Source organism: Microbacterium sp. NFH-22A-Y (assembly GCF_021401375.1).
Lineage (GTDB): Bacteria > Actinomycetota > Actinomycetes > Actinomycetales > Microbacteriaceae > Microbacterium > Microbacterium hominis.
In genome coordinates, this window is record NZ_JACBGF010000004.1 from 77,265 (window position 1) to 97,937 (window position 20,673).

General features: G+C 71.1%; 16 protein-coding genes. 12 read left to right on the forward strand and 4 right to left on the reverse strand.

All coding sequences use genetic code 11. The features are described from left to right. Positions 1 to 24: 24 nt before the first annotated feature. Positions 25 to 2,925, reverse strand: a complete 2,901-nt coding sequence (locus L0965_RS15095) for a TIM-barrel domain-containing protein (RefSeq protein ID WP_101306563.1) — start codon at positions 2,923 to 2,925, stop codon at positions 25 to 27. 22 nt (positions 2,926 to 2,947) lie between these two features. Then, complete coding sequence (locus L0965_RS15100; protein WP_101306562.1) at positions 2,948 to 6,283, reverse strand: TIM-barrel domain-containing protein; 3,336 nt, start codon at positions 6,281 to 6,283, stop codon at positions 2,948 to 2,950. A gap of 181 nt (positions 6,284 to 6,464) precedes the next feature. Between L0965_RS15100 and L0965_RS15105 the strand changes: the two genes are divergently transcribed. From L0965_RS15105 to L0965_RS15130, 6 genes are all read left to right on the forward strand, one after another. After that, complete coding sequence (locus L0965_RS15105; RefSeq protein ID WP_061782138.1) at positions 6,465 to 7,694, forward strand: ROK family transcriptional regulator; 1,230 nt, start codon at positions 6,465 to 6,467, stop codon at positions 7,692 to 7,694. After that, the gene (locus tag L0965_RS15110; RefSeq protein WP_082734139.1) at positions 7,691 to 8,638 is read left to right on the forward strand and encodes a carbohydrate ABC transporter permease; all 948 of its coding nucleotides are present in this window, start codon (positions 7,691 to 7,693) and stop codon (positions 8,636 to 8,638) included. The genes L0965_RS15105 and L0965_RS15110 overlap by 4 nt, the downstream gene beginning before the upstream one ends. Further along, entirely contained in the window at positions 8,631 to 9,446 is an 816-nt protein-coding gene (locus L0965_RS15115) for a carbohydrate ABC transporter permease (protein ID WP_060959495.1), read from the forward strand. Before L0965_RS15110 ends, L0965_RS15115 begins: the two co-directional genes overlap by 8 nt. 47 nt (positions 9,447 to 9,493) lie before the next feature. Beyond that, positions 9,494 to 10,738: a sugar ABC transporter substrate-binding protein gene (locus tag L0965_RS15120; RefSeq protein WP_060959496.1), complete on the forward strand. Its 1,245-nt coding sequence runs from the start codon at positions 9,494 to 9,496 to the stop codon at positions 10,736 to 10,738. 63 nt (positions 10,739 to 10,801) lie between these two features. Beyond that, the gene (locus L0965_RS15125) at positions 10,802 to 11,926 is read left to right on the forward strand and encodes a glycoside hydrolase family 15 protein (protein ID WP_101306561.1); all 1,125 of its coding nucleotides are present in this window, start codon (positions 10,802 to 10,804) and stop codon (positions 11,924 to 11,926) included. Beyond that, positions 11,923 to 14,187 carry a TIM-barrel domain-containing protein gene (locus L0965_RS15130; protein WP_101306560.1) on the forward strand — a complete coding sequence of 755 codons (2,265 nt, stop codon included), beginning with the start codon at positions 11,923 to 11,925 and terminating at the stop codon, positions 14,185 to 14,187. The genes L0965_RS15125 and L0965_RS15130 overlap by 4 nt, the downstream gene beginning before the upstream one ends. A gap of 9 nt (positions 14,188 to 14,196) precedes the next feature. Here the strand turns inward: L0965_RS15130 and L0965_RS15135 are convergent, their stop codons facing one another. Both L0965_RS15135 and lexA read right to left on the reverse strand, forming a co-directional pair. Beyond that, complete coding sequence (locus L0965_RS15135; RefSeq protein WP_101306559.1) at positions 14,197 to 15,213, reverse strand: hypothetical protein; 1,017 nt, start codon at positions 15,211 to 15,213, stop codon at positions 14,197 to 14,199. A gap of 2 nt (positions 15,214 to 15,215) precedes the next feature. Then, positions 15,216 to 15,881, reverse strand: coding sequence for a transcriptional repressor LexA (gene lexA / locus L0965_RS15140; RefSeq protein WP_060959500.1), 666 nt, complete (start codon positions 15,879 to 15,881; stop codon positions 15,216 to 15,218). A 276-nt stretch (positions 15,882 to 16,157) separates the two neighbouring features. Between lexA and L0965_RS15145 the strand changes: the two genes are divergently transcribed. The 6 genes from L0965_RS15145 to L0965_RS15170 all read left to right on the forward strand — a co-directional run bounded on the left by L0965_RS15145 (position 16,158) and on the right by L0965_RS15170 (position 20,664). Further along, the gene (locus L0965_RS15145; protein WP_101306558.1) at positions 16,158 to 16,580 is read left to right on the forward strand and encodes a LysM peptidoglycan-binding domain-containing protein; all 423 of its coding nucleotides are present in this window, start codon (positions 16,158 to 16,160) and stop codon (positions 16,578 to 16,580) included. Between the two features lie 57 nt (positions 16,581 to 16,637). Continuing rightward, entirely contained in the window at positions 16,638 to 17,744 is a 1,107-nt protein-coding gene (locus L0965_RS15150) for a histidinol-phosphate transaminase (protein WP_060959501.1), read from the forward strand. Between the two features lie 54 nt (positions 17,745 to 17,798). Beyond that, complete coding sequence (gene hisB / locus L0965_RS15155) at positions 17,799 to 18,410, forward strand: imidazoleglycerol-phosphate dehydratase HisB (protein WP_101306557.1); 612 nt, start codon at positions 17,799 to 17,801, stop codon at positions 18,408 to 18,410. Then, positions 18,407 to 19,075, forward strand: coding sequence for an imidazole glycerol phosphate synthase subunit HisH (hisH, locus tag L0965_RS15160; RefSeq protein ID WP_060959503.1), 669 nt, complete (start codon positions 18,407 to 18,409; stop codon positions 19,073 to 19,075). Before hisB ends, hisH begins: the two co-directional genes overlap by 4 nt. Positions 19,076 to 19,136: 61 nt before the next feature. Next, positions 19,137 to 19,883, forward strand: coding sequence for a bifunctional 1-(5-phosphoribosyl)-5-((5-phosphoribosylamino)methylideneamino)imidazole-4-carboxamide isomerase/phosphoribosylanthranilate isomerase PriA (gene priA / locus L0965_RS15165; RefSeq protein WP_060959504.1), 747 nt, complete (start codon positions 19,137 to 19,139; stop codon positions 19,881 to 19,883). Then, on the forward strand, positions 19,867 to 20,664 hold the full coding sequence (locus L0965_RS15170; RefSeq protein ID WP_101306556.1) for an SseB family protein: 798 nt from the start codon (positions 19,867 to 19,869) through the stop codon (positions 20,662 to 20,664). The genes priA and L0965_RS15170 overlap by 17 nt, the downstream gene beginning before the upstream one ends. The last annotated feature ends 9 nt before the right edge of the window (positions 20,665 to 20,673 follow it).

Sequence of the window (20,673 nt, forward strand, 5' to 3'; positions counted from 1 at the left end):
CGCGCGTGGACCGGGTCCGCACGGCTAGAACGCGCCCGTCGTGATCCCGGCCGATCCCGACGGGGGAGTGTTCAGCACGTTGTTGCCGCCGGGCTCCCACGCGTCGGCCGTGTTCGGATTGCCCGCTTCCTGCCGCTTGATGCACTTCCACTCGATCGCGCTGGACGGCGGGAGGTTCTCGATCACACCGGTCCAGGTCGGGTACGCGCTCGGGTTCAGCTTGATCGCGCTCGCGGGCGACCAGTTGCCCAGCTGCGGGATGTTCCCCACGACGTAGACCGACTGGCCGAACGTCGTCGTCGCGAACTCGCACGCGAAGGTCGCCCACACCGGGTCTTCGCCCAGGGTGAAGGCGAAGGTCTTCGCAGTGCCGACCGCGCTGCTGGCGGCCTTGGCGATGACCGTGTTGCCACCGGCGTTGTACCACCCGCTGGCGGCGGCGTCGAAGGCGGCCTTGTTCGCGTGCTCGGTGAGCGCGCTGCCGTTGAGGGTCACCGAGGCGGCCTGCGTGTCGTCGGTGACGAGCTTGACGATCGTCGGCCGCGACGACGGGGCGCCGGCGTACGTGCCGGATGCCGCGCCCACGGTGACGGTGGCCACGCCGCCGGACGTCGACTGGCTGATCGGCGTCGTGCGCACCGCACCGCTCTGGTACGCGGTGCTCGTGCCGTCGTCCTCGTACAGGGTGAAGCTGGTCGCGGTGTCGTCGGCGTAGACGGTCGTGATCTGCTCGTCGTGCACGGTCGAGTCCGAGCGCAGGCCCGTGATGTCCTTCGTCTCGGCATCGACGAAGGCCTGCGGGATGATCGCTCCCGCGCGGGCGTAGGCGGGCAGCGTGAACACGCCGTTGCGCCACAGGGGCACGTCCGCTATCCACTGACCCGTACTGGCGATGCGCTCGTTCGTGTGGATGTCGATCCAGTCGCCGGCGGGCAGGTACACGTCGCGCTCGCGCTCGCCCGACCCGGCCACGATGGCGACCATGAGGTCGCGGCCCAGCATCTTCTGGTGGCCCATCTCGCGGACGTTGTCGTCGTTCTGGTAGTAGTACACGAGCGGCGGAGCCACCGGTTCGCCGTACCGGTTCGCGCGGTGGGCGAGCGAGTACGTGTAGGGCGCGTTCTCGTAGCGGCGCACCAGGTTCGCGCGGTTGCTGTCGACGTCGCCGATCGCGTCGGGCGTGGTCTCCAGGCAGTTGCAGAGGTTCTCGGTGTGCGGGCGCAGCGGCGTGTCGAACCAGGCGCTGTCGGCGAACCACTGCGTGTACAGCTCGTCGGCATCCGCGTCGAGCATCTCGCGGCGGAACCCGCCGACATCCGAGCCGTAATAGTCGATGCCCGACATCGACATGTGCAGCTGCGTGTTCTGCTGCGACGCGAGGGCCTTCATCGTGGAACCGATGTCGGCCGACCACATGGCCGTCCCGAAACGCTGGATGCCGCCGGCCGCGGCGCGCGAGAGCAGGAACGGGCGGGCGTCCTCGTCGTTGCGCTCGTAGCCGTCGGCGATGCTCTGCGCCCACAGGAGGTTGTAGGCGTTGTGGTAATCGGCGTGCGCGTGCTTGCCGGGGAGGATCCCGGCCGTCCAGTCGTTCGCGTCGTACATCTCCGGCTCGCCGAGGTCGAGCCAGTGCCCCATCACGCCCTCGTCCACGAGGTGCTGGCGCTGCTCGTCGTGCCACGCGGCACCGGCGGCGGGCTGCGTCCAGTCGATCATCCCGCCCTTGCCCCACCACGGGTTGCCGGTGAGGTAGGCCGGGGAGCAGGTCGAGCATCCGGAGCGCACGAGGTAGCCGTCGGCGGCCATGTCGGCGTGCTCGGGCAGGTTCTTGCCGACGTACGACTCCTCGATCGGGATGATGCCGACGCCGTCGGCCTTCAGCGCGGCGATCTTCGACGCCGGGTTCGGGAAGCTCGACGTGTCCCAGTCGAGGGTGCCCATGCGGGTGTCGTCGGAGTCGGCGGTCACGCCCCCGAACCACTGCACGTCGAGCATGGCGCCGTCCACGGGGAAGTCGGCGGCACGGAGCCCGGAGATGGTGTCGTCGAGCTCGGACCAGTCGTCGTAGCCGAACTCCGAGACCCACAGTCCGAACGCCTTCTTCGGGGGCACGGGCGGGGTGCCGGTGAGCTGCATGTAGTCCTCGCGAAGGTCTGGCAGGTCCGGCCCCGCCATGAGATACCACCGCAGCTGGTCGCCCCACGTGCGCATCGTCCAGGGGTCGCCGGTCAGGTTCCACTCCTGCTTGTACAGCTGGTCGACGAACAGGCCGTAGTTGGCGTTGGCGTCGCCCACGGCGAACAGCACCGGGATCTGCGTGTTGCCGACCGGGCCGTTCTCCGCGTCGTAGACCATCGCATTGCCGTAGGTGCCGCCGGGGGAGCGGACGCGCCCCACCCAGTCGCCGTCGGCGCTGGCTCCCGTGAAGAACTGCTGCCCGAGGCCGTAGGCGTTCTCCATCGACGACTTCGTGATGTTCAGGCCCTTCCACGCCTGCGTGAGATCGACCGGGCAGGTCGTCTGGAGGACGAGCTCCGGCGTACGGGTGATGTCGGTCGCCGTCACGCACAGCGTCGACGTGTCGACGTCGAGTCGCAGCCCCGCGGTCTGGATCGTGCCGCCGCTGCGCGTGTAGGTCTCCGGGCCGGGGTAGTCGGTCTTCGCGATCTGCGGCGTCGTGAACAGCGCCGTCGACGTCCCGGGCGACGTGCCGCCGCCGGCGACCTCGAAGTGCACGAGGTCGTCGTCGAGCACCTCGACCACGAGGTAGCTCGATCCGGAGGTGAACTCGGCCCGCTGCACGCCGAGCGGTGCAGCCTGGGCGGGCGCGGCATCCGCCCAGCCGCCGAGGGCGGTCAGGGAGGCCGCCGCGATCGACGCGATCGCGAGGGTGGCGACGCGGCGCCGCAGGGTCAGAGCGTTCATGGTTCTCTCCGCGGGATCCGGCTCAGCGTGCGAGCACGAGGTTGTCGAGGTTGATGCCGCCGGCGCTGCCGCTGTCGTACTCGATGCGCACGGTGTGGCGGCCCGGAGCGAGACTCGCGCCGATCGAGGCGATGCCCCAGCTGTCCCAGGAGCCGGTCGAGGGCAGGGTCAGCGTGCCGACGGACGTTCCGTCGACGCGGACGGTGCGCACGGCCGAGGTCGCCGCGCCGTTGCCGTACCGCACGCGCAGCTGGTGGGTCGCGTTCGCGTCGGCCCACACGTCGAACTGCACGGCGTCGCCGCTCGTGGCGAACCCGTCCACGAAGCCCGTGCCGGTGTAGCCGGGGTGATCCGTGTTCGTGCCCACGCCCGTCTGCGCGGCGAACTCGGCCTCGTACGCGGCCTTGTCGACGCCGGTCAGCGCGATCGTGCGCGCGGACGTGCTCGCTGCGACCTTGATGGAGGTCAGCTGCTGCACGGCATCCCAGAACCAGCCGGTGCTCGCGGCGGCCAGCGCCGCCACCGACCCGACCTCGGTGAGCGCCGACCCGCCGACCGCCACCGCGGTGGGCTTCGTGCCCGACACCTGGTAGGTCGCCGCGGTGGTCAGCGCCGGAGCCGAGATCGACACGGTGCGCGCCACACGGTCGGAGGTGACCGCGATGGCGCGGTGGGCGTCCGCCGCGTCCTCGAAGTAGTCGTACGTGCTGGAGGCCGACGGGTAGATCCGGAACACCAGGTTGTCGTACGCCTCGACGTCGTTTCCGATCGTGCCGCCCAGCTCGTAGGCGTCGTTGAGGTTGAGGGGGATGACCGCGCCGGCCCGTGCGTACACCGGGATGCTGTCGGTGGCGGCGTAGTACGGCTTCACGCCGTCGCCGAGCGCGCGGCCGCCGTTCCAGAAGTCGTACCACTCGCCGGCGGGCAGGTAGACGTCCTTCACGGTCTGGCCCTGCGTCGTGATCGGGGCGACGAGCAGCTGCGAGCCGAACAGATACTGCTGGTCGTAGGTCGCCGCGGTCGCGTCGCCCGGGAAGGCGAGACTCATGGCCCGCATCATCGGCACGCCCGTCGAGGCGCTGTCGTCGGCCTCGGTGTACAGGTAGGGGACGAGGTTCATGCGGACGTTCGCGAACTTCGCGAAGGTGGGGACCACACTCGTGTCGCCGGTGCGCGCCTGCACGTTCCAGGGAGTGCGGGCCTCGGACGGCGTGGGGTCGGACTTCTCGGAGTGGTACTGCATGATCGGTGAGAAGGTGGCCTGCGACGTCGAGCGCAGGTAGAGCTCGGCGCTCGGGAACGAGCCGGTGAAGCCCGCGAGGTCCCACGCCCAGAACGGGACGCCCGACTGCCCGGCGCTCTGTCCCGCCCGCACCGCCTCCTGGAAGGCGCCGAAGGTGGAGGACTGGTCGCCCGCCCAGAAGATCGACTGGCTCTGGGCGCCGGAGGTGCCCGCGCGGCTGAAGAGCGTGCCGTCGCCCCCGGTCTTCTGCTGCACGACGTCGTTGTAGGCGCGGGTGTACTCGTTCGGGTACGCGTTGTGCATCTCGTCGCCCCGGCGTCCGTCGGCCACCTGGAGGTCGCGGCCGAACAGCGCCTCGCTGCCGTCGGTCTTGAAGCCGTCCACGCCCAGGTCGTCGAACAGATAGGCGCGCTTGCTCATCCACCAGTCGGTGGCGGCGGTGCTCGTGAAGTCGGGCACCGTGCTGTCGCCGAACCACTGGCCGGTCGGGATGCGGTAGGGCTGACCGGCGCCGTCCTTCACGAGGAAGTCCTGCGCGGCGGCGTAGGCCTTGTCGTTGAGGTGCTGCTGCGGAGCGGTGGAGGGGTTCGAGGTGAAGTTCTCCTTGAGCACCGGGATCTGCCAGAGGATGACCTTGATGTTCTGGTCGTGGGCATCCTGGATCATCTGCTTCGGGTCGCTCCACGCCCCGCCGGAGGGGAAGGTGAGGTCGGCATAGTCGAGGCTGCCGCTTCCCGCGGTCGGCGTGTACTGGGCGTCCTTCCAGAGGTAGAACGTGGCCTCGTCGCTCCACTGCTCCAGAACGAGAGCGCTGTGCGGGATGCCGGAGGAGTCCACCTGGTTCAGCCACGTGTCGACCTCGGCCTGCGTGTTCCACTCGTTCGCCGATCCCCAGAGGCCGAAGGCCCACTTGGGCGGCAGGAGCGGACGGCCGGTCTCGGCGGTGAAGTCGTCGAGCATCTCGGTCTGGTCGCCGGTGAAGAACTGGTACGTGAGGGTCGAGGTCACCGCGCCGCCCGTGTCGACGGTGAACCCGGCCATGTCGGAGCGGTAGGTCGCCAGGTTGAAGATCGCGTACCGGGTGCTGTGGACGTGCACGCCGTAGCCGGCGGAGTTCGCGAAGTAGGGCACGGAGTAGTACGTGCGGCGGGTCGCGCCCTGGTCCTGGTACTGGTTGTAGACGTAGTTGTGCACGTCGGTTCCGCGATGGTCGAGTCGGTCGTAGCGCTCGCCGAAGCCCTCGAACCGCTCGCCCGCGGGGCTGAGGAAGTGGTCCTCGATCTTGGTCACGGTGGAGCTGCCGTCGCTGGCCCAGCCGATGTTGCGGAACTGCGCCGGGTCGTACTGGCGTGTGATGAGCGTCGTGCCGTCTCCCTTGTAGACCGAGAGGCGGTAGGAGCTCTTGTCGATCTTGAGGACGAGCTGGCTCGTGGCGATGGTCACCTGCGACGCGCCGTTGGTGAGGGTGTAGTCCGTCAGCCCGCTCAGGTTCAGGCCAGATCCGCTCGGCGCGATCTGCACGTCGTAGCCGTCGAGGCGGGGGAAGGCGAAACGCACCTTCGGAGTGAAGTCGCCGGCGCTGTCGCCCGTCACGATGTCGACCGAGGTGCCGTTGTCGATCACGTTCGTGACGTCGGTGACGGTGCTCCACGAGGTGGTCGCGAACGAGAACGGTCCGATGTCGCGCTGGCCGGCGCCGTTCACGTCGGCGTGCACGGTGTACTGCACGTCGTCGCCGCGGGCGAAGGATCCCAGATCGATCTTCCAGTACGTGTTGTTGCCGGAGTTGTAGTCCCAGCTCGCGCCGCGCGGGGTCTGGGCGACGCCGTTGACGCTCCAGGTGACCCACACCGACTGGCCCGAGGCGATCGGCCACGTCGTGGCGCGGACCGTGACGTCCTCGCCCGCCATCGGGTCGCGCGGCGATCGTTCCGCCGGTTGCGCGGCATACAGCTCGTCGTCGCCGTACGGGTCGTGCCACACCCCGTCCAGCGTGCTCGCCTGTGCCGGGGTCGCCGCGAGAAGGGCGATGACGAGAGCCGTCACCAGACCCGCGGCGAGCACGATCGCGCGCCGGGGGCCGACGAGGGGAACAGTCCGTGCAGCAGAAGACATGGGAACCTCTTTGTTCAGGTCTGAATTTAGTGGAGAGTATGGACCACCTGTGCGTCGGATATCAACCCTTTGTTCTCATCGAGCAGTCGCGCGCCGGGCTGATCGGGGCGAAGGGGAATCGAGTTGACGTTCGCGCGCGTCGTGTCCTAATGTTCTTTCAGGCCTAAACAAAGGGGTTCCCGTGCCGTCTTCATCCGCCCGAGCCGATGTCACTCGATCGGCCGTGCTCGCCTTCATCGGCGGCAGCGGTCCCACCTCGCGGGCCGACCTGGCGCGCGAGCTCGACGTCTCGCCCGCGCTCATCACCCAGCACACGCGTCAGCTGATCGCCGACGGGCTGCTCGTCGAGCTCGACCACAGCCCCTCCAGCGGCGGACGCCCGGCGCGGCTCCTCGGACTCGTGGCCGACGCGGGTCGCGCGATCGGCGTCAAGGTCGTCGCGGATCACATCACCGTCGTGGAGGTCGGGATCGACGGCACCGTCGTCCGTTCCGCGACCGAGCCCTTCGATGCGGCTTCGGGCACCGCGACGACACGCCTGGCCGAGAAGCTGCGCGCGTTCATCGCCGGGGGCGACGGCGCCCCGCTCCTCGGTCTCGGGGTTGGCGTGCCCGGCAACGTCGAGGAGCAGGCGGTCGGCACCGTCGACTCCACGCAGCTCGGCTGGCAGCGCGTGCCCCTCGGCGAAGCGCTGCGTCGCGAGCTCGACCTTCCGGTCCTCGTCGAGAACAACGTCAACGCGCTCGCGATCGCCGAGGCGCTGCACGGCCAGGCGCGGGGGCACGAGAACGTCCTCGTCCTCACGATCGGCACCGGCGTCGGTGCGGGGCTCGTGGCCGACGGCCGCGTGCTGCGCGGCCGGAGCGGCGGGGCGGGCGAGATCGGGCACGTCCCGGTGGAGGAGGACGGTCCGCTCTGCCAGTGCGGCGGCCGCGGCTGTCTCGAAGCCATCGTCGGCCAGGACGCCCTCGTGCGCCGCGCCCGCGAGCAGGGGATCATCGGCCGCGATGCCGGCATCGGCGCGCTGCGCTCCGCGGCGGACGCCGGCGACGCGGGCGCCCAGCAGCTCTTCTCGCACGCCGGACATCTGCTCGGTCGGGTCCTCGCGGGCGTGGTCAACGTGGTCGACCCCGAGATCGTGATCCTCCTCGGTGAGGGCGTCGAGTCGTGGCGACACTGGTCGTTCGGATTCGAGCCGGCGTTTCGCGCCGGCCTCATCCCGCGCAACCGCGCCGTGCCGGTTGCGGTCGAGACGTGGCAGGACGACCGCTGGGCGCAGGGCGCGGCCTCGCTCGTGCTCTCGACCCCGTTCGACGACCAGGGGCGCTCGGGGGAGCAGGGACGTCTCGTGCGCGAGCGGCTCGCCGTGGCGCGTGCGGTCGAGCCCGGAGAAGGCGGCGGCGCGAGATGACCCTCACGGCCCGGCCTCTCCCGGCCACGACGGGACGCGCGGCGATCCGGACCCGGCCCGTGCGGCGGCCCCGGCGACGACTGCGCTACGCGCTCACGGTGCTCGCGTTCCTGCTGCCGAGCGCCATCCCGCTCGCCCTCTTCACGATCTACCCGATGTTCGGCGCGCTGTGGACGAGCCTGCACGAATGGAACCTGCTCGCCCCCATGAAGTGGGTCGGGCTCGACAACTACGTCCACCTCGTGCAGGACCCGGCGACGCAGCGGGCGTTCTTCAACACGCTCTACTACCTCGTCGGCTACCTGCCGCTCGTCTACATCGGCGGTCTCGCCCTCGCCCTCGCCCTCAACGTGCCGCTGCGCGGTCGCAACATCCTGCGCGGTGTGTACTTCCTTCCCGTCGTGACGAGCTGGATCGTGGTCGCCCTGGTGTGGCGCTGGCTCCTCAACCCGTCCGTCGGCATCGTCAACGCGACCCTCGCGGTGTTCGGCATCGACGGGCCCGGTTGGTGGACCGACCCGGCGTGGTCGATGCCCTCGATCATCCTGGCCTCGGCGTGGAAGGACCTCGGGTTCGTCATGATCATCCTGCTCGCCGGGCTCCAGGCCATCCCGCAGGAGATGTACGAGGCCGCGAAGGTGGACGGCGCGGGCCCGTGGCGGCGCTTGTTCAACGTGACCCTGCCGTTGCTGTCGCCCTCGACGTTCTTCGTCGTCGTGATCTCGCTGATCAACGGCTTCCAGGTCTTCGACCAGGTCTACGCGATGACCGGCGGCGGTCCGGCGGGCTCGAGCACCGTCGTCGTGCAGCAGATCTACGACCTGACGTTCCGCTACGGCGCCGCCGGTGAGGCCTCGGCCCTGTCGTGGATGCTGTTCATCCTCGTGCTCGGCGTCACCGTCGTGCAGATCGTCGGCCAGAAGAAGTGGGTGACCTATGCGTGAGAAGACCCAGCGCGCCCTCCTGGCCGCGGTGCTGATCGCCGGCGCTGTCGTGATGTTCTTCCCGTTCCTGTGGACGCTGTCGACGTCGTTCTCGCCGGGCGCCGGCCTGGACGCGACGCCCCGCCTCATCCCGGAGGAGCCGTCGTTCTCCGCGTATCAGACGCTGTTCGCGGAACTGCCGTTCGCCCGCATCATCGCCAACTCCCTCGGTCTGGCCGTCGCCACCGCGCTGCTCCAGCTGATCACCAGCTCGCTCGCGGCCTACGCCTTCAGTCGTCTGCCCTTCCGTGGGCGCTCCGTGGTGTTCGCGGTGTACCTCGCGACGATGATGATCCCCATCCAGGTGCTCATCGTGCCACTGTTCGTGCAGATGCGAGACCTCGGCCTCGTCGACACCTATCTCGGTGTGCTGCTGCCGGGCGTCGCGAGCGCATTCGGCGTGTTCCTGCTCCGGCAGGCGATGAACGCCGTGCCGCGCGAGCTGGACGAGGCCGCGACCCTCGACGGCGCGGGCCACTTCCGCATCTTCGGCACGGTCGTGCTGCCGCTGGTGGGGCCGACGCTCGCGACGCTGGCCGTGTTCTCGTTCATGAACAGCTGGAACGGCTTCCTGTGGCCGCTCATCATCCTGCGCTCGGCCGAGCTCAAGACCCTGCCGCTGGCGCTCGCCGGGCTGCAGGGCCAGTACACGACCCAGTGGGACGTGATGATGGCGGGCTCGGTCGTCAGCATCCTCCCGATGCTGGCCATCTATCTGTTCGCTCAGCGCTACGTCATCCAGGGCGTCGCCTCCAGCGGCATCAAGTAAGACCCGCACGACCTCACCTCGCACACCCGTATCGAAGGAGATATCGCATGAACCGCACAGCACCCATCGCCGGGATCGGCGTCCTCGCCGTCGCCGGCCTCGCCCTCGCCGGATGCTCCGGCTCCGGCTCGCCCGCCGCGGGGGGAGACGTGACCATCACGTACTCGAACTTCATCTCGGCCGGCGGCAACGAGAAGAACCTGCAGGCGATCGTCGACGCCTTCGAGAAGGAGAACCCCGGCATCACCGTCGAGGTGAAGACGCTGCCCTACACCGACTACTTCACGGCGCTGCAGACCGACCTGGCCGGCGGCACGGCGGCGGACGTGTTCGACATCGAGTTCGCGAACTACGCCGCGTATCAGAAGAGCGGCGTCCTCGCCGCGCTGGACGGCGTGGACACGAGCGTCTACCAGGCCTCGCTCGTCGACGCCTACGCCACCGACGGCACCTCGTACGCGCTGCCGAGCTCCTTCTCCAACGTCGTGCTGTTCTACAACGCCGACCTGTTCGATGCCGCGGGTCTCGCGTACCCGACCGCCGACTGGACGTGGGCGGACGAGAAGGCCGCCGCCGAGAAGCTCACCGACGCGGGCGCCGGGGTGTGGGGCGACTACCAGCCCATCTCGTACCACGAGTTCTACAAGGCCGTCGCCCAGGCGGGTGGGCAGTTCCTCACCGCCGACGGCAAGGTCGGCTTCAACAGCCCGGAGGGCATCGCCGCCGCCACCTGGCTCGTCGGCAAGAGCGGCACGACCATGCCGACGGCCGAGCAGGGTGCGGGCACCCCCGACTTCGACAGCAAGCTGTTCGCGGACGGGAAGCTGGCGATGTGGCACAGCGGCATCTGGATGTTCGGGGGCCTGGCCGACGCCGGCATCTCCTGGGACATCGCCGTCGAGCCGGGTGACACGCAGCACGCGAGCGCGCTGTTCTCCAACGCCGTGGGCGTGTCTGCGGGCACGAAGAACAAGGAGGCGGCCACGAAGTTCGCCGAGTTCCTCACGAGCTCGAAGACGACCGTCGACACGCGTCTGACGGCCGGCTGGGAGCTCCCGCCGATCGCCGACCAGACGGCGCTGTCCGCCTACCTCGACATCACCCCGCCGGCCAACCGCCAGGCCGTGTTCGACTCGCTCGAGGAGGTCGCGCTCGCGCCGTCGATCGGCGACGGCCAGGCCGAGATGCAGGACATCGTCACCGAGGAGCTGACCGAGGCCGCCGCCGGCCGCAAGACGGTCGAAGCGGCCCTCGCCGACGCCGAGAAGCGCATCACGCCCCTCCTCGGCTGACATCCCTTCTGGTCGGGGCGGGTCCGCCCGCCCCGACCACCGCGACTCCCACGGAACGGACCCATGACCACCACACCCCGCGTCGCGCTCGACGCCCTCCTCGACCGCTCCCGCGCCGTCATCACCTCGTTGCAGGAACCCAACGGCGCCTACCCGGCGTCGCCGTCGTTCTCGGCGTACCGCGGGTACTGCTGGTTCCGCGACGGCTCGTTCATCGCCGACGGCGCCTCCGCCGCGGGCGAGGCGGCCTCCGCCTCGGCGTTCCATGACTGGTGCGCGATGGTCGTCGCCCGCTACGCCGACCGCATCCGCGACATCGTCGAAGCGGCGGATGCGGGCACCCCGCTGCCCGACGAAGAGATGCTGCCCGCCCGTTTCACCTTCGACGGCGGACTGGGCTCGGACGACTGGTGGGACTTCCAGCTCGACGGCTACGGCACGTGGCTCTGGGCCGCGGCCACTCACTGCGACCGACACGGCATCGACCCCACGCGGTGGGCGGATGCCGCCGCGCTCACCGTCGACTACCTTCTGAGCTCGTGGGCGCGCCCCTGCTACGACTGGTGGGAGGAGCACGACGAGGCCGTGCACGCCTCGACGCTCGGGTGCATCGCCGCGGGCCTGCGTGCGGCGGCCGACGCCGGACTGGTCACGGGGGAGCGCGCCGAGCGGGCCCGCGCGGGAGCGGCGGAGGTCACCGCCCGTCTCACGCGGGACGCCGTGGTCGACGGGCACCTCGTGAAGTGGATCGGCTCGGATGCCGTGGACGGCAGCCTCAGTGCGCTCCTCGCACCGCTGGGTGTGATCGATGCGCGTTCCGCACTGGGGGCGGGGACCCTCCGCGCGGTGTCGGAGCAGCTGGAGGTCGAGGGCGGGGTATACCGCTTCCGCGCCGACACGTTCTTCGGCGGCGGACGGTGGCCGCTCCTGTCGTGCTTCCTCGGTCTCGCCTACGCGGCGGCGGGCGAGCGCGACGAGGCCCTGCGCCTCCTGGAATGGGCCGCGTCGACCGCCACCGCGGAGGGGATGCTGCCCGAGCAGGTCGACGGGCATCTGCTCGCGCCCGGGTACCGCCAGGAGTGGCTCGAGCGATGGGGGCCGGTCGCGACCCCGCTGCTGTGGAGTCATGCGATGGTGCTGCGCCTGGCCGTCGAGCTGGGTGTCGACCGGGGGGAGCTCGCAGCATGATCCGTCATCGTCCCTCCGGGTCCGGGCATCCCTACTCCGACGACACCGAGCAGCGCAGTCCGGTGCAGCCGGTGGCGGGCGAGCCGCTGCGCCTCGGCGTGCGCACGTCGGGAGACATCGACGCGGTCACGGTCGAGCTGCGGGTGGACGGCGCCGACGCGGTGATCCTCCCGCTCGCGCGCGTCGCCCGGTCGTCGCGCGGACAGGCCGTCGACGGCGGGCACCTCGCCTCGGCCCAGGCGCGCACCGCGCGGGCCGCGGGCGGATGGCAGGTGGAGCTTCAGGCTCCGCCGGCCGGCAGCGTGCTGCGCTACCGGTTCGCCGCCGCCGGCACCGACCGCGGCGGCTCCACCCGCTGGTTCGAGACCCGGGTCGCGGCGTGGCGCGACGCGGATGCCGCGGCGCTCGCGGTCGAGGGGACCGCCGTGGACGTCGTGCCGGGCACGCTCCAGGTGCTCGACGACGGCGAGCGGATCCACCGCCTGCGCTTCGCCCTCCCGCTCGCGCCGGGGGAGCACGTCACCGGATTCGGTGAACGCTACGACGCGCTCGATCACCGCGGGGCGCAGTTGGACGCCGTCGTGTTCGAGCAGTACAAGAGCCAGGGGGCGCACCGGCGCACCTACCTGCCCATGCCGTTCGCGCACGTCGTGGGCGGCGCCGGCTGGGGGCTGCACGTGCGCACGTCGCGTCGCGTGTGGTTCGACATCGGAGAGCAGGTCTCCGATCGCCTGGTGATCGAGGCCGACGTGGATGCCGCCTCCGGCGCGCCGGCCGCACTCTCGCTCGCCCTGTACACGGGCGATCCCACGACCGTGCTCGACGCCTTCCTCGCGGAGACCGGACGCCCCCGCGTCCTTCCGGACTGGGTGTTCGGGCTGTGGGCCAGTGGCAACGAGTGGAACACGCAGGCCGAGGTGGAGCGCCAGATGGCGCTCCACCGTGAGCACGACATCCCCGTGCGCAACGTGGTGATCGAGGCATGGAGCGACGAGAAGAGCTTCACGATCTTCCGCGACGCGCAGTACGCGGTGCGCGAGGACGGCGGCCCGATGCGCTTGGCCGACTTCACCTTCCCCGCTGACGGCGCCTGGCCCGACCCGAAGGGCATGGTCGACGCGCTGCATGCGCACGACGTGCGTGTGCACCTGTGGCAGATCCCGCTGCTCAAGCTCCGCCCGCATCCCACCGGCCAGGCGGCCGCGGACGCGCGCGCCGCGCTCGCTGAGGGCGTCGTCATCCGGGAGAGCGCTCCGGACGGGACGCTGCGGCCGTACCGCAACCGCGGGTGGTGGTTCCCGCTCTCGCTCATGCCCGACCTCACCGACGAGCGTGCCGCCGCGTGGTGGACCGAGAAGCGCCGCTACCTCGTGGAGGAGGTCGGCATCGACGGCTTCAAGACCGACGGCGGCGAGCACGCGTGGGGCGAGGATCTCGTCTACCTCGACGGCTCGTCCGGCGACGTCGCCAACAACCGCTTCCCCGTGGCGTACGCCGCCGCGTACGGTCGGCTGCTGGAGTCGGCGGGCAAGGCTCCCGTCACCTTCAGTCGCGCCGGCTTCACCGGCTCACCCGCGCACGGGGCGTACTGGGCGGGAGACGAGAACTCCACGTGGGAGGCGTTCCGCTGGTCGATGTTCGCGGGGCTCTCCGCGGCATCCTGCGGGATCGTCTACTGGGGCTGGGACATCGCGGGCTTTTCCGGTCCCATCCCCGACGCGGAACTGTACGTGCGGGCGATGGCGGCGAGCGTGTTCGTGCCGATCATGCAGTACCACTCCGAGTTCAACCACCACCGGCTGCCCTCCAACGACCGCACGCCGTGGAACATCGCCGAGCGGACGGGCGACGAGGCGGTGATCCCCGAGGTGCGCGCGCTCGTCCGGCTGCGCGAGCGCCTCGTGCCGTACCTCGCCGAGGCGGCGGCGCGCGCCGTCTCCTCGTCGGTGCCGATGATGCGCCCCCTGTACTTCGACCACCCGACCGATGCGGCCGTGTGGCGGCATCCGCTGCAGTGGATGCTGGGCAGCGACCTGCTCGTCGCCCCCGTGCTCGAGCCCGGGGCGCGGGAGTGGCCGGTGTACCTGCCGTCCGGATCGTGGGTCGAGGCGCGCACCGGCGCGGCGCTGACCGGCGGACGCGTGGTCACCGTCGACGTGTCGGCGCGGGACGCCGTCCCGGTGTTCGTCCGCGCCGAGGCGTGGGTCGCCTTGGCGCCGGTCCTCGCACCGGAGCGGGAGCCGCACCGCGACGAGGACTGAGGCCGTCTCTCACGCGGTGGGCTCGTCGGCGGCTGCCTCGTCCGTGCGGTGAGCCCACCGGTGGGCCACGCGGCGGCGCAGCGCCACGGCGCGCTGCGAGGCGCCGGCGAGCCAGCCCGCTCCGACGAGGACGAGGGCCACGATGAGCACCACCACGGCCGTGCCCACGGCGCCGGCGAGGAGCCGGTCGTAGATCGCGAGCGCCGCGGCGGAGGAGAAGTCCGCCTGCGTCGCGGAGGACGCCACCCACGGGCGGCCGACCCCCGCGGCGATCAGCAGGATCGCCGACCCGATCCCCGCGGCGATGCCCGCCCGGGCGAGAGCGGCGGCGCGGCGTCGCGCGAGCACGACCCCGCCGATGAACAGCACGGCCGTGACCACCGGCATCCACCCGCCGAGAGCGACGCCGAAGGCGTAGCCCGTCCGGATCGCCGAAAGGGTGTCACCCGAACCGATGATCACGACGTGGTCGACTTCGGGGATGAACGGAGCCAGCGGAGCGCCCTGCGCGACGAGGCGCTCTTCGACGGCCGCGACGATCGCGCCGATCTGGATGCCGAGGCCGTCGGCCGTCTGCACGACGACGCCGCCGCCGTCGGAGGTCGCCGCGACGGTCAGCGCCCGATGGGAGCGGCGGACGACCTGCTCCCAGACGGTGCTGAACGCGTCCGAGCGCACGGCGTCGGCCACGGCGACGTGCACGAGCTGCTGCAGCGCCGTCGCCGCCGGGCCTTCCAGGCGCCGCAGCGCCTGCGCCGCGCGGTCGCCCATGCCGAGGTCGATCAGGCCGTCGATGACCGTGCCGGTCAGCGCCGCCGTGTCGAGCCGCTCATCGATCGCCGTCGTCGATGCCGCGATCACGGCGTCCTGGACCTCGACGGCCTGCGACAGCGGCGCGAGGGTGGCCGTGAACGCGTCCTCGTCCACGAGCTGCGTCCGCGCCCATCCGCTGACGATCGACAGGGGCAGCAGGACCGCCGCGACGACGATCACCGCCGTCGACGCCACCCCGCGCGCGGTGGCCATCCTCAGACGGCGCGCAGAACCGCGACGACGCGGCCGAGCACCACGGCGTCGTCGCCGAGGATCGGTTCGAACGCGGAGTTGCGGGGGAGCAGCCACGTGTGGCCGTCGCGCTGGCGGAAGGTTTTGACGGTGGCCTCGCCGTCGAGCATCGCCGCCACGATCTCGCCGTTGTCCGCCGTCGGCTGCGAGCGCACCACGACCCAGTCGCCGTCGCAGATGGCGGCGTCGATCATCGACTCGCCGCTGACCTTGAGCATGAACAGGTCGCCCTTGCCCACGAGCTGTCGCGGCAGCGGGAAGATCTCCTCGACCTGCTGATCGGCGGTGATCGGCACGCCGGCGGCGATGCGGCCCACGAGCGGCACGAGGGCGGCATCGCCGAGGGCGGGCGCGAGGTCGGCGGGGTTCTCCGCGGCCGCGCCGGGCAGGTCGATGAGCACCTCCATCGCGCGGGTCTTGCCCGCGTCGCGGCGCAGGTAGCCGCTGAGCTCCAGCTGGTTGAGCTGATGGGTCACGCTCGACAGCGACTTCAGTCCGACGGCATCGCCGATCTCGCGCATGCTCGGCGGGTAGCCGTGGCGGGCGATGGAGGTCTGGATCACCTCGAGGATCTTCAGCTGCTTGTCGCTGAGGCTCTTCCGCCTGCGTGTCTGAGGCTTCTCGGCCATGTCGCGCGCTCCTTCGATCGCGTCCCCCCGAAGGCGTGGCCTTCGAATGTCGGAGGTAGGTGATGGGGTCGTCTTGTCGAAACCGTATCCGGTTTTCGCAGCCTCGACCGGCACGCGCCCGCGTGTCGCCTTCGATTCATCTGCGAGAACCATGTGCTTGACACCCGAACACCATCGAAGATACATTCGGAAGAGAGATTCGCATCCGGCCCTCCCGGCCGAGGATCGGATGCGAATCTCTCGACACCCGGAGACACCCGTCCTGAGGAGGAACCCATGACCACGATCGACATCCTCGGCGCCTCGCCCCGCGGCCGTCTCGTCGCGGCGACCCCGATGACGACTGTCCGCGCGACGAACGCCCGCACGACGAACGCCCCGACGCGACTGCGTCTCACGGCACGGGGTCGGCGGGTCCTCGCGCTGCTCGCCTCCGTGCCCGCGGTGATCGCCCTCAGCATCGCGATCCTGTCCGGTGGTGGCGCGCTCGCCTCGAACGAGAACGGCTCCGGGGTCTCCTTCGCCCACGTCACGGTGCAGCCCGGTGACACGCTCTGGTCGATCGCGCACGCCGTCGCGCCCGATGCCGATCCGCGCGACGTGGTCGACGCGATCATGCGGCTGAACGCGCTGCCGTCGGGAAGCCTCGACATCGGCCAGAGCGTCGCGATCCCGGCGGAGTACAGCGCCGGGCGCTGATGCTCCCGGCGCCGGGAGCCCTCTCGGGGCGCCGCGCCGTGCAGTGCGCCGTCTACGATGTTCAGGGTGAGCGTCCGACTCGATGACCTTCCCCTCCGCGACGATCTGCGCGGGCTGACACCCTACGGGGCGCCCCAGGCGCCGCTGCCGGTGGCGCTGAACGTCAACGAGAACACCCACCCGGTGCCGGAGGACGTCGCCGACGACATCCTCGACAGCGTCGCGCGCGCGCTGCGCGAGGTGAACCGGTACCCCGACCGGGAGTTCACGGCTCTGCGCGAGGGATTCGCGGAGTATCTGGGTCACGGCCTGTCGGCGGCTCAGATCTGGGCCGCCAACGGGTCGAACGAGGTCCTCCAGCACCTGCTGCAGGCCTTCGGAGGTCCGGGACGCACCGCCTTCGGCTTCGCTCCCACCTACTCGATGTACCCGCTGCTGACGCGGGCGACGGGGGCGACCTACGCGCACGGCACCCGGGGCGTCGACTACACCCTCGCCCCGGAGGACGCCGCCGCCCAGATCGAGCGCGCCCAGCCGGACATCGTCTTCCTCTGCGCGCCGAACAACCCGACCGGCACCCCGCTCGGCCTCGACGTCATCGAGGCGGTGTACGACGCGGCGCCCGGCATCGTGATCGTCGACGAGGCGTACCAGGAGTTCGCGCCGCGCGATTCGCGCTCGGCGCTCACGCTCCTGCCCGATCGTCCGCGTCTGGTGGTGTCGCGCACCATGAGCAAGGCCTTCGCGTTCGCGGGTGCCCGTGTCGGCTATCTCGCCGCCGACCCCGCCGTGATCGACGCCCTGCGCCTGGTGCGCCTCCCGTACCACCTCAGCGCGCTCACCCAGGCCGCCGCGACCGCGGCGCTGCGGCACGCGCCCGCGATGCTCGCGATGGTCGACGACATCGTCGGTCAGCGCGACCGCATCTCGGCGACCCTCGACGCGCTCGGCTACCGCCCGTTCGAGAGCTGGACGAACTTCGTCCTCTTCGCGGGCGTGGAGGACCCGGCCGCCACGTGGCAGGCCCTCTACGACCGGGGCGTCCTCATCCGCGACGTCGGCATCCCGCACAGCCTGCGGGTGACGGCCGGCACCGAGGAGGAGTCGACCGCGTTCCTCGACGCGCTCGCCTCGCTGGGCCCGGGTGGAGCCACCGCGCGGTAGCACGCGCCGGTAACACGCGGAAGCGGTCGCGCGGGCGCTCGGTAGACTCGGCGCATGAGTACTTCTGCCCCCCGCATCGCCTCCCTCCGGCGCGCGACGAGCGAGTCCACGATCGAGCTCGAGCTCGATCTCGACGGGTCGGGGCAGAGCCGCATCGACACGACGGTCCCGTTCTTCGATCACCTGCTCACCGCGTTCGCGAAGCACTCGCTCACCGATCTGACCGTGCGCGCCTCCGGCGACACCCACATCGACGCCCACCACACCGTCGAGGACACGGCGATCGTGCTCGGCCAGGCGATCCGGCAGGCGCTGGGCGACAAGAGCGGCATCTCGCGCTACGGCGACGCGCTCGTGCCGCTCGACGAGGCGCTCGCGCAGGCCGTCGTGGACATCAGCGGACGGCCCTACCTCGTGCACACGGGGGAGCCCGTCGGCTTCGAGCACCACCTCATCGGCGGCCACTTCACCGGCTCGCTCGTGCGCCACACCTTCGAGGCGCTGGCCTTCAACGCCGGGCTCACAGTGCACGTGACGGTCCTCGGCGGGCGGGACCCCCACCACATCGCCGAGGCGGAGTACAAGGCGTTCGCCCGGGCGTTCCGCCAGGCGAAGGCGCAGGATCCGCTCGTGCACGGCATCCCCAGTACGAAGGGAGCCCTGTGACGGACGGCGACGCGCAGGTCGGCACGCGACCGCTGGTCGCGGTGCTGGACTACGGATCCGGCAACGTCCATTCCGCCGTCAAGGCGCTCGTCGCCGCCGGGGCGGACGCGCGGCTGACGGCGGATCGCGGGCTGATCCAGGATGCCGCGGGCCTCGTGGTGCCCGGAGTCGGCGCCTTCCGTGCCGTGATGGACGCGCTGCGCGCGACCCGCGGCGACGAGATCATCGAGCGGCGCCTCGCCGGCGGCCTGCCCGTGCTGGGGATCTGCGTCGGCATGCAGGTGCTGTTCGAGCACGGGGTGGAGCGCGGCGAGGAGACCGAGGGGCTCGGCGAGTGGCCGGGCGCGGTCACCGAACTCGACGCCCCGGTGCTGCCGCACATGGGATGGAACACGGTGCGCGCGGGGGAGGGGACGACGCTGTTCCGCGGCATCGAGCACGAGCGGTTCTACTTCGTGCACTCCTATGCGGCGCAGCACTGGACGCTGGAGGTCACGCGGCCGTTCCGTGAGCCGGCGCTCACCTGGTGCGACTACGGCTCGCCGTTCCTCGCGGCGGTCGAGAACGGTCCGCTGTCGGCGACCCAGTTCCACCCCGAGAAGAGCGGCGAAGCCGGCATCCGTCTGCTCGGCAACTGGATCTCGGCGTTGCCGTCGGCCCGGTAGTCTCTCTGCTTGTGTGTCACCGTGTCCGCAGTGCGCGGTCACTGAACCCCTTCCTGGAGCCATGAACGATTTCGCGTCGACCCCTGAACTGATCCTGCTTCCCGCCGTGGACGTCGCCGACGGCAAGGCCGTGCGCCTCACGCAGGGCGAGGCCGGCACCGAGACCAGCTACGGCGATCCCGTCGAGGCGGCCCTCACCTGGGCCCGCGACGGTGCGCAGTGGATCCACCTCGTCGACCTCGACGCCGCCTTCGGCCGTGGCAGCAACGCCGCCGTGCTCCGCAAGGTCATCAAGCAGCTCAAGGGTGTGCAGGTCGAGCTGTCCGGCGGCATCCGCGACGACGCCACGCTCGAGGCGGCGCTGGACTCCGGTGCGGCGCGCATCAACCTCGGCACGGCGGCGCTGGAGAACCCCGAATGGGCGGCCGACGTCATCGGCCGCTACGGCGACGCGATCGCGGTCGGCCTCGACGTGCGCGGGACCACCCTCGCGGCGCGCGGCTGGACGCGCGACGGCGGCGACCTCTGGCAGGTGCTCGAGCGCCTCGAGGACGCCGGCTGCAGCCGCTACGTCGTCACCGACGTCACCAAGGACGGCACGCTCAAGGGACCGAACCTGGAGCTGCTGCGCGAGGTCACGGCGCGCACGGTCAAGCCGGTGGTCGCATCCGGCGGCATCTCCAACCTCGACGACATCGCCGCGCTGCGCGAGCTCGTGCCGCTCGGCGTCGAGGGCGCCATCGTGGGCAAGGCCCTGTACGCGGGCGCGTTCACGCTCGCCGAGGCGCTGGATGTCGCCGCAGGCTGAACGGCCCGGGGACGGCGCGGGAGGCCACTCCTGCGCCGCCGACTCGGCGGGCGTGCCCTGGGAGGGGCGCTCGTTCGAGGCGAACCCGCACGCCGGTGACGACGGATCGGCCGATCCCGCGCTGCTGGCGGCACTGACCGCGTTCCGCGACGGCAGCGGCGACGCGGTCGCCGTCGTCGACGCCTACCGCTCGGCTCGGCTGCTCATCCCCCTGGTCGCCGAGGCGGGGGAGGTCGGCGTCGCACCGTCGGGCCACCTCGTCGACAAGACGCAGGAGCTCTCGATCGTGACCGTCGCGGGACCGGACGGGCGCACGGTGCTGCCGGTGTTCACGTCCGTCGCGACGATGGCCGCGTGGGACCCGAAGGCGCGGCCGGTGCCGGCCGACGGCATCCGCACCGCGCTGTCGGCCGCGGCCGACGACACCGACCTGATCGTGATCGACCCGGCATCCGCGACCGAGTTCGTGCTGCGCCGACCCGCCGTGTGGGCGATCGGTCAGGCGCTGCCGTGGGAGCCCGCCCACCTGTCACCCGAGGTCATGGCCGGTCTGCACGCGTCGATCGGCGCCGAGCTCGGCGTGCTCGACCTCTCGGTGGCCAGCGGCGACCCGGAGGCGCGCCTGCGCGGACCGGAGCTGATCGTGCGCCTGCACCTCGTCGACGGTCTGGACCAGACGCAGCTCGACGCGATCCTGCAGCGCCTCGCCGCCCGCTGGGCGGCGGACGACCGCATCGCGGTGCTCGTCGACTCCCTGACGGTCAAGCTCGTCCGCGGCTGACCGTGTCGC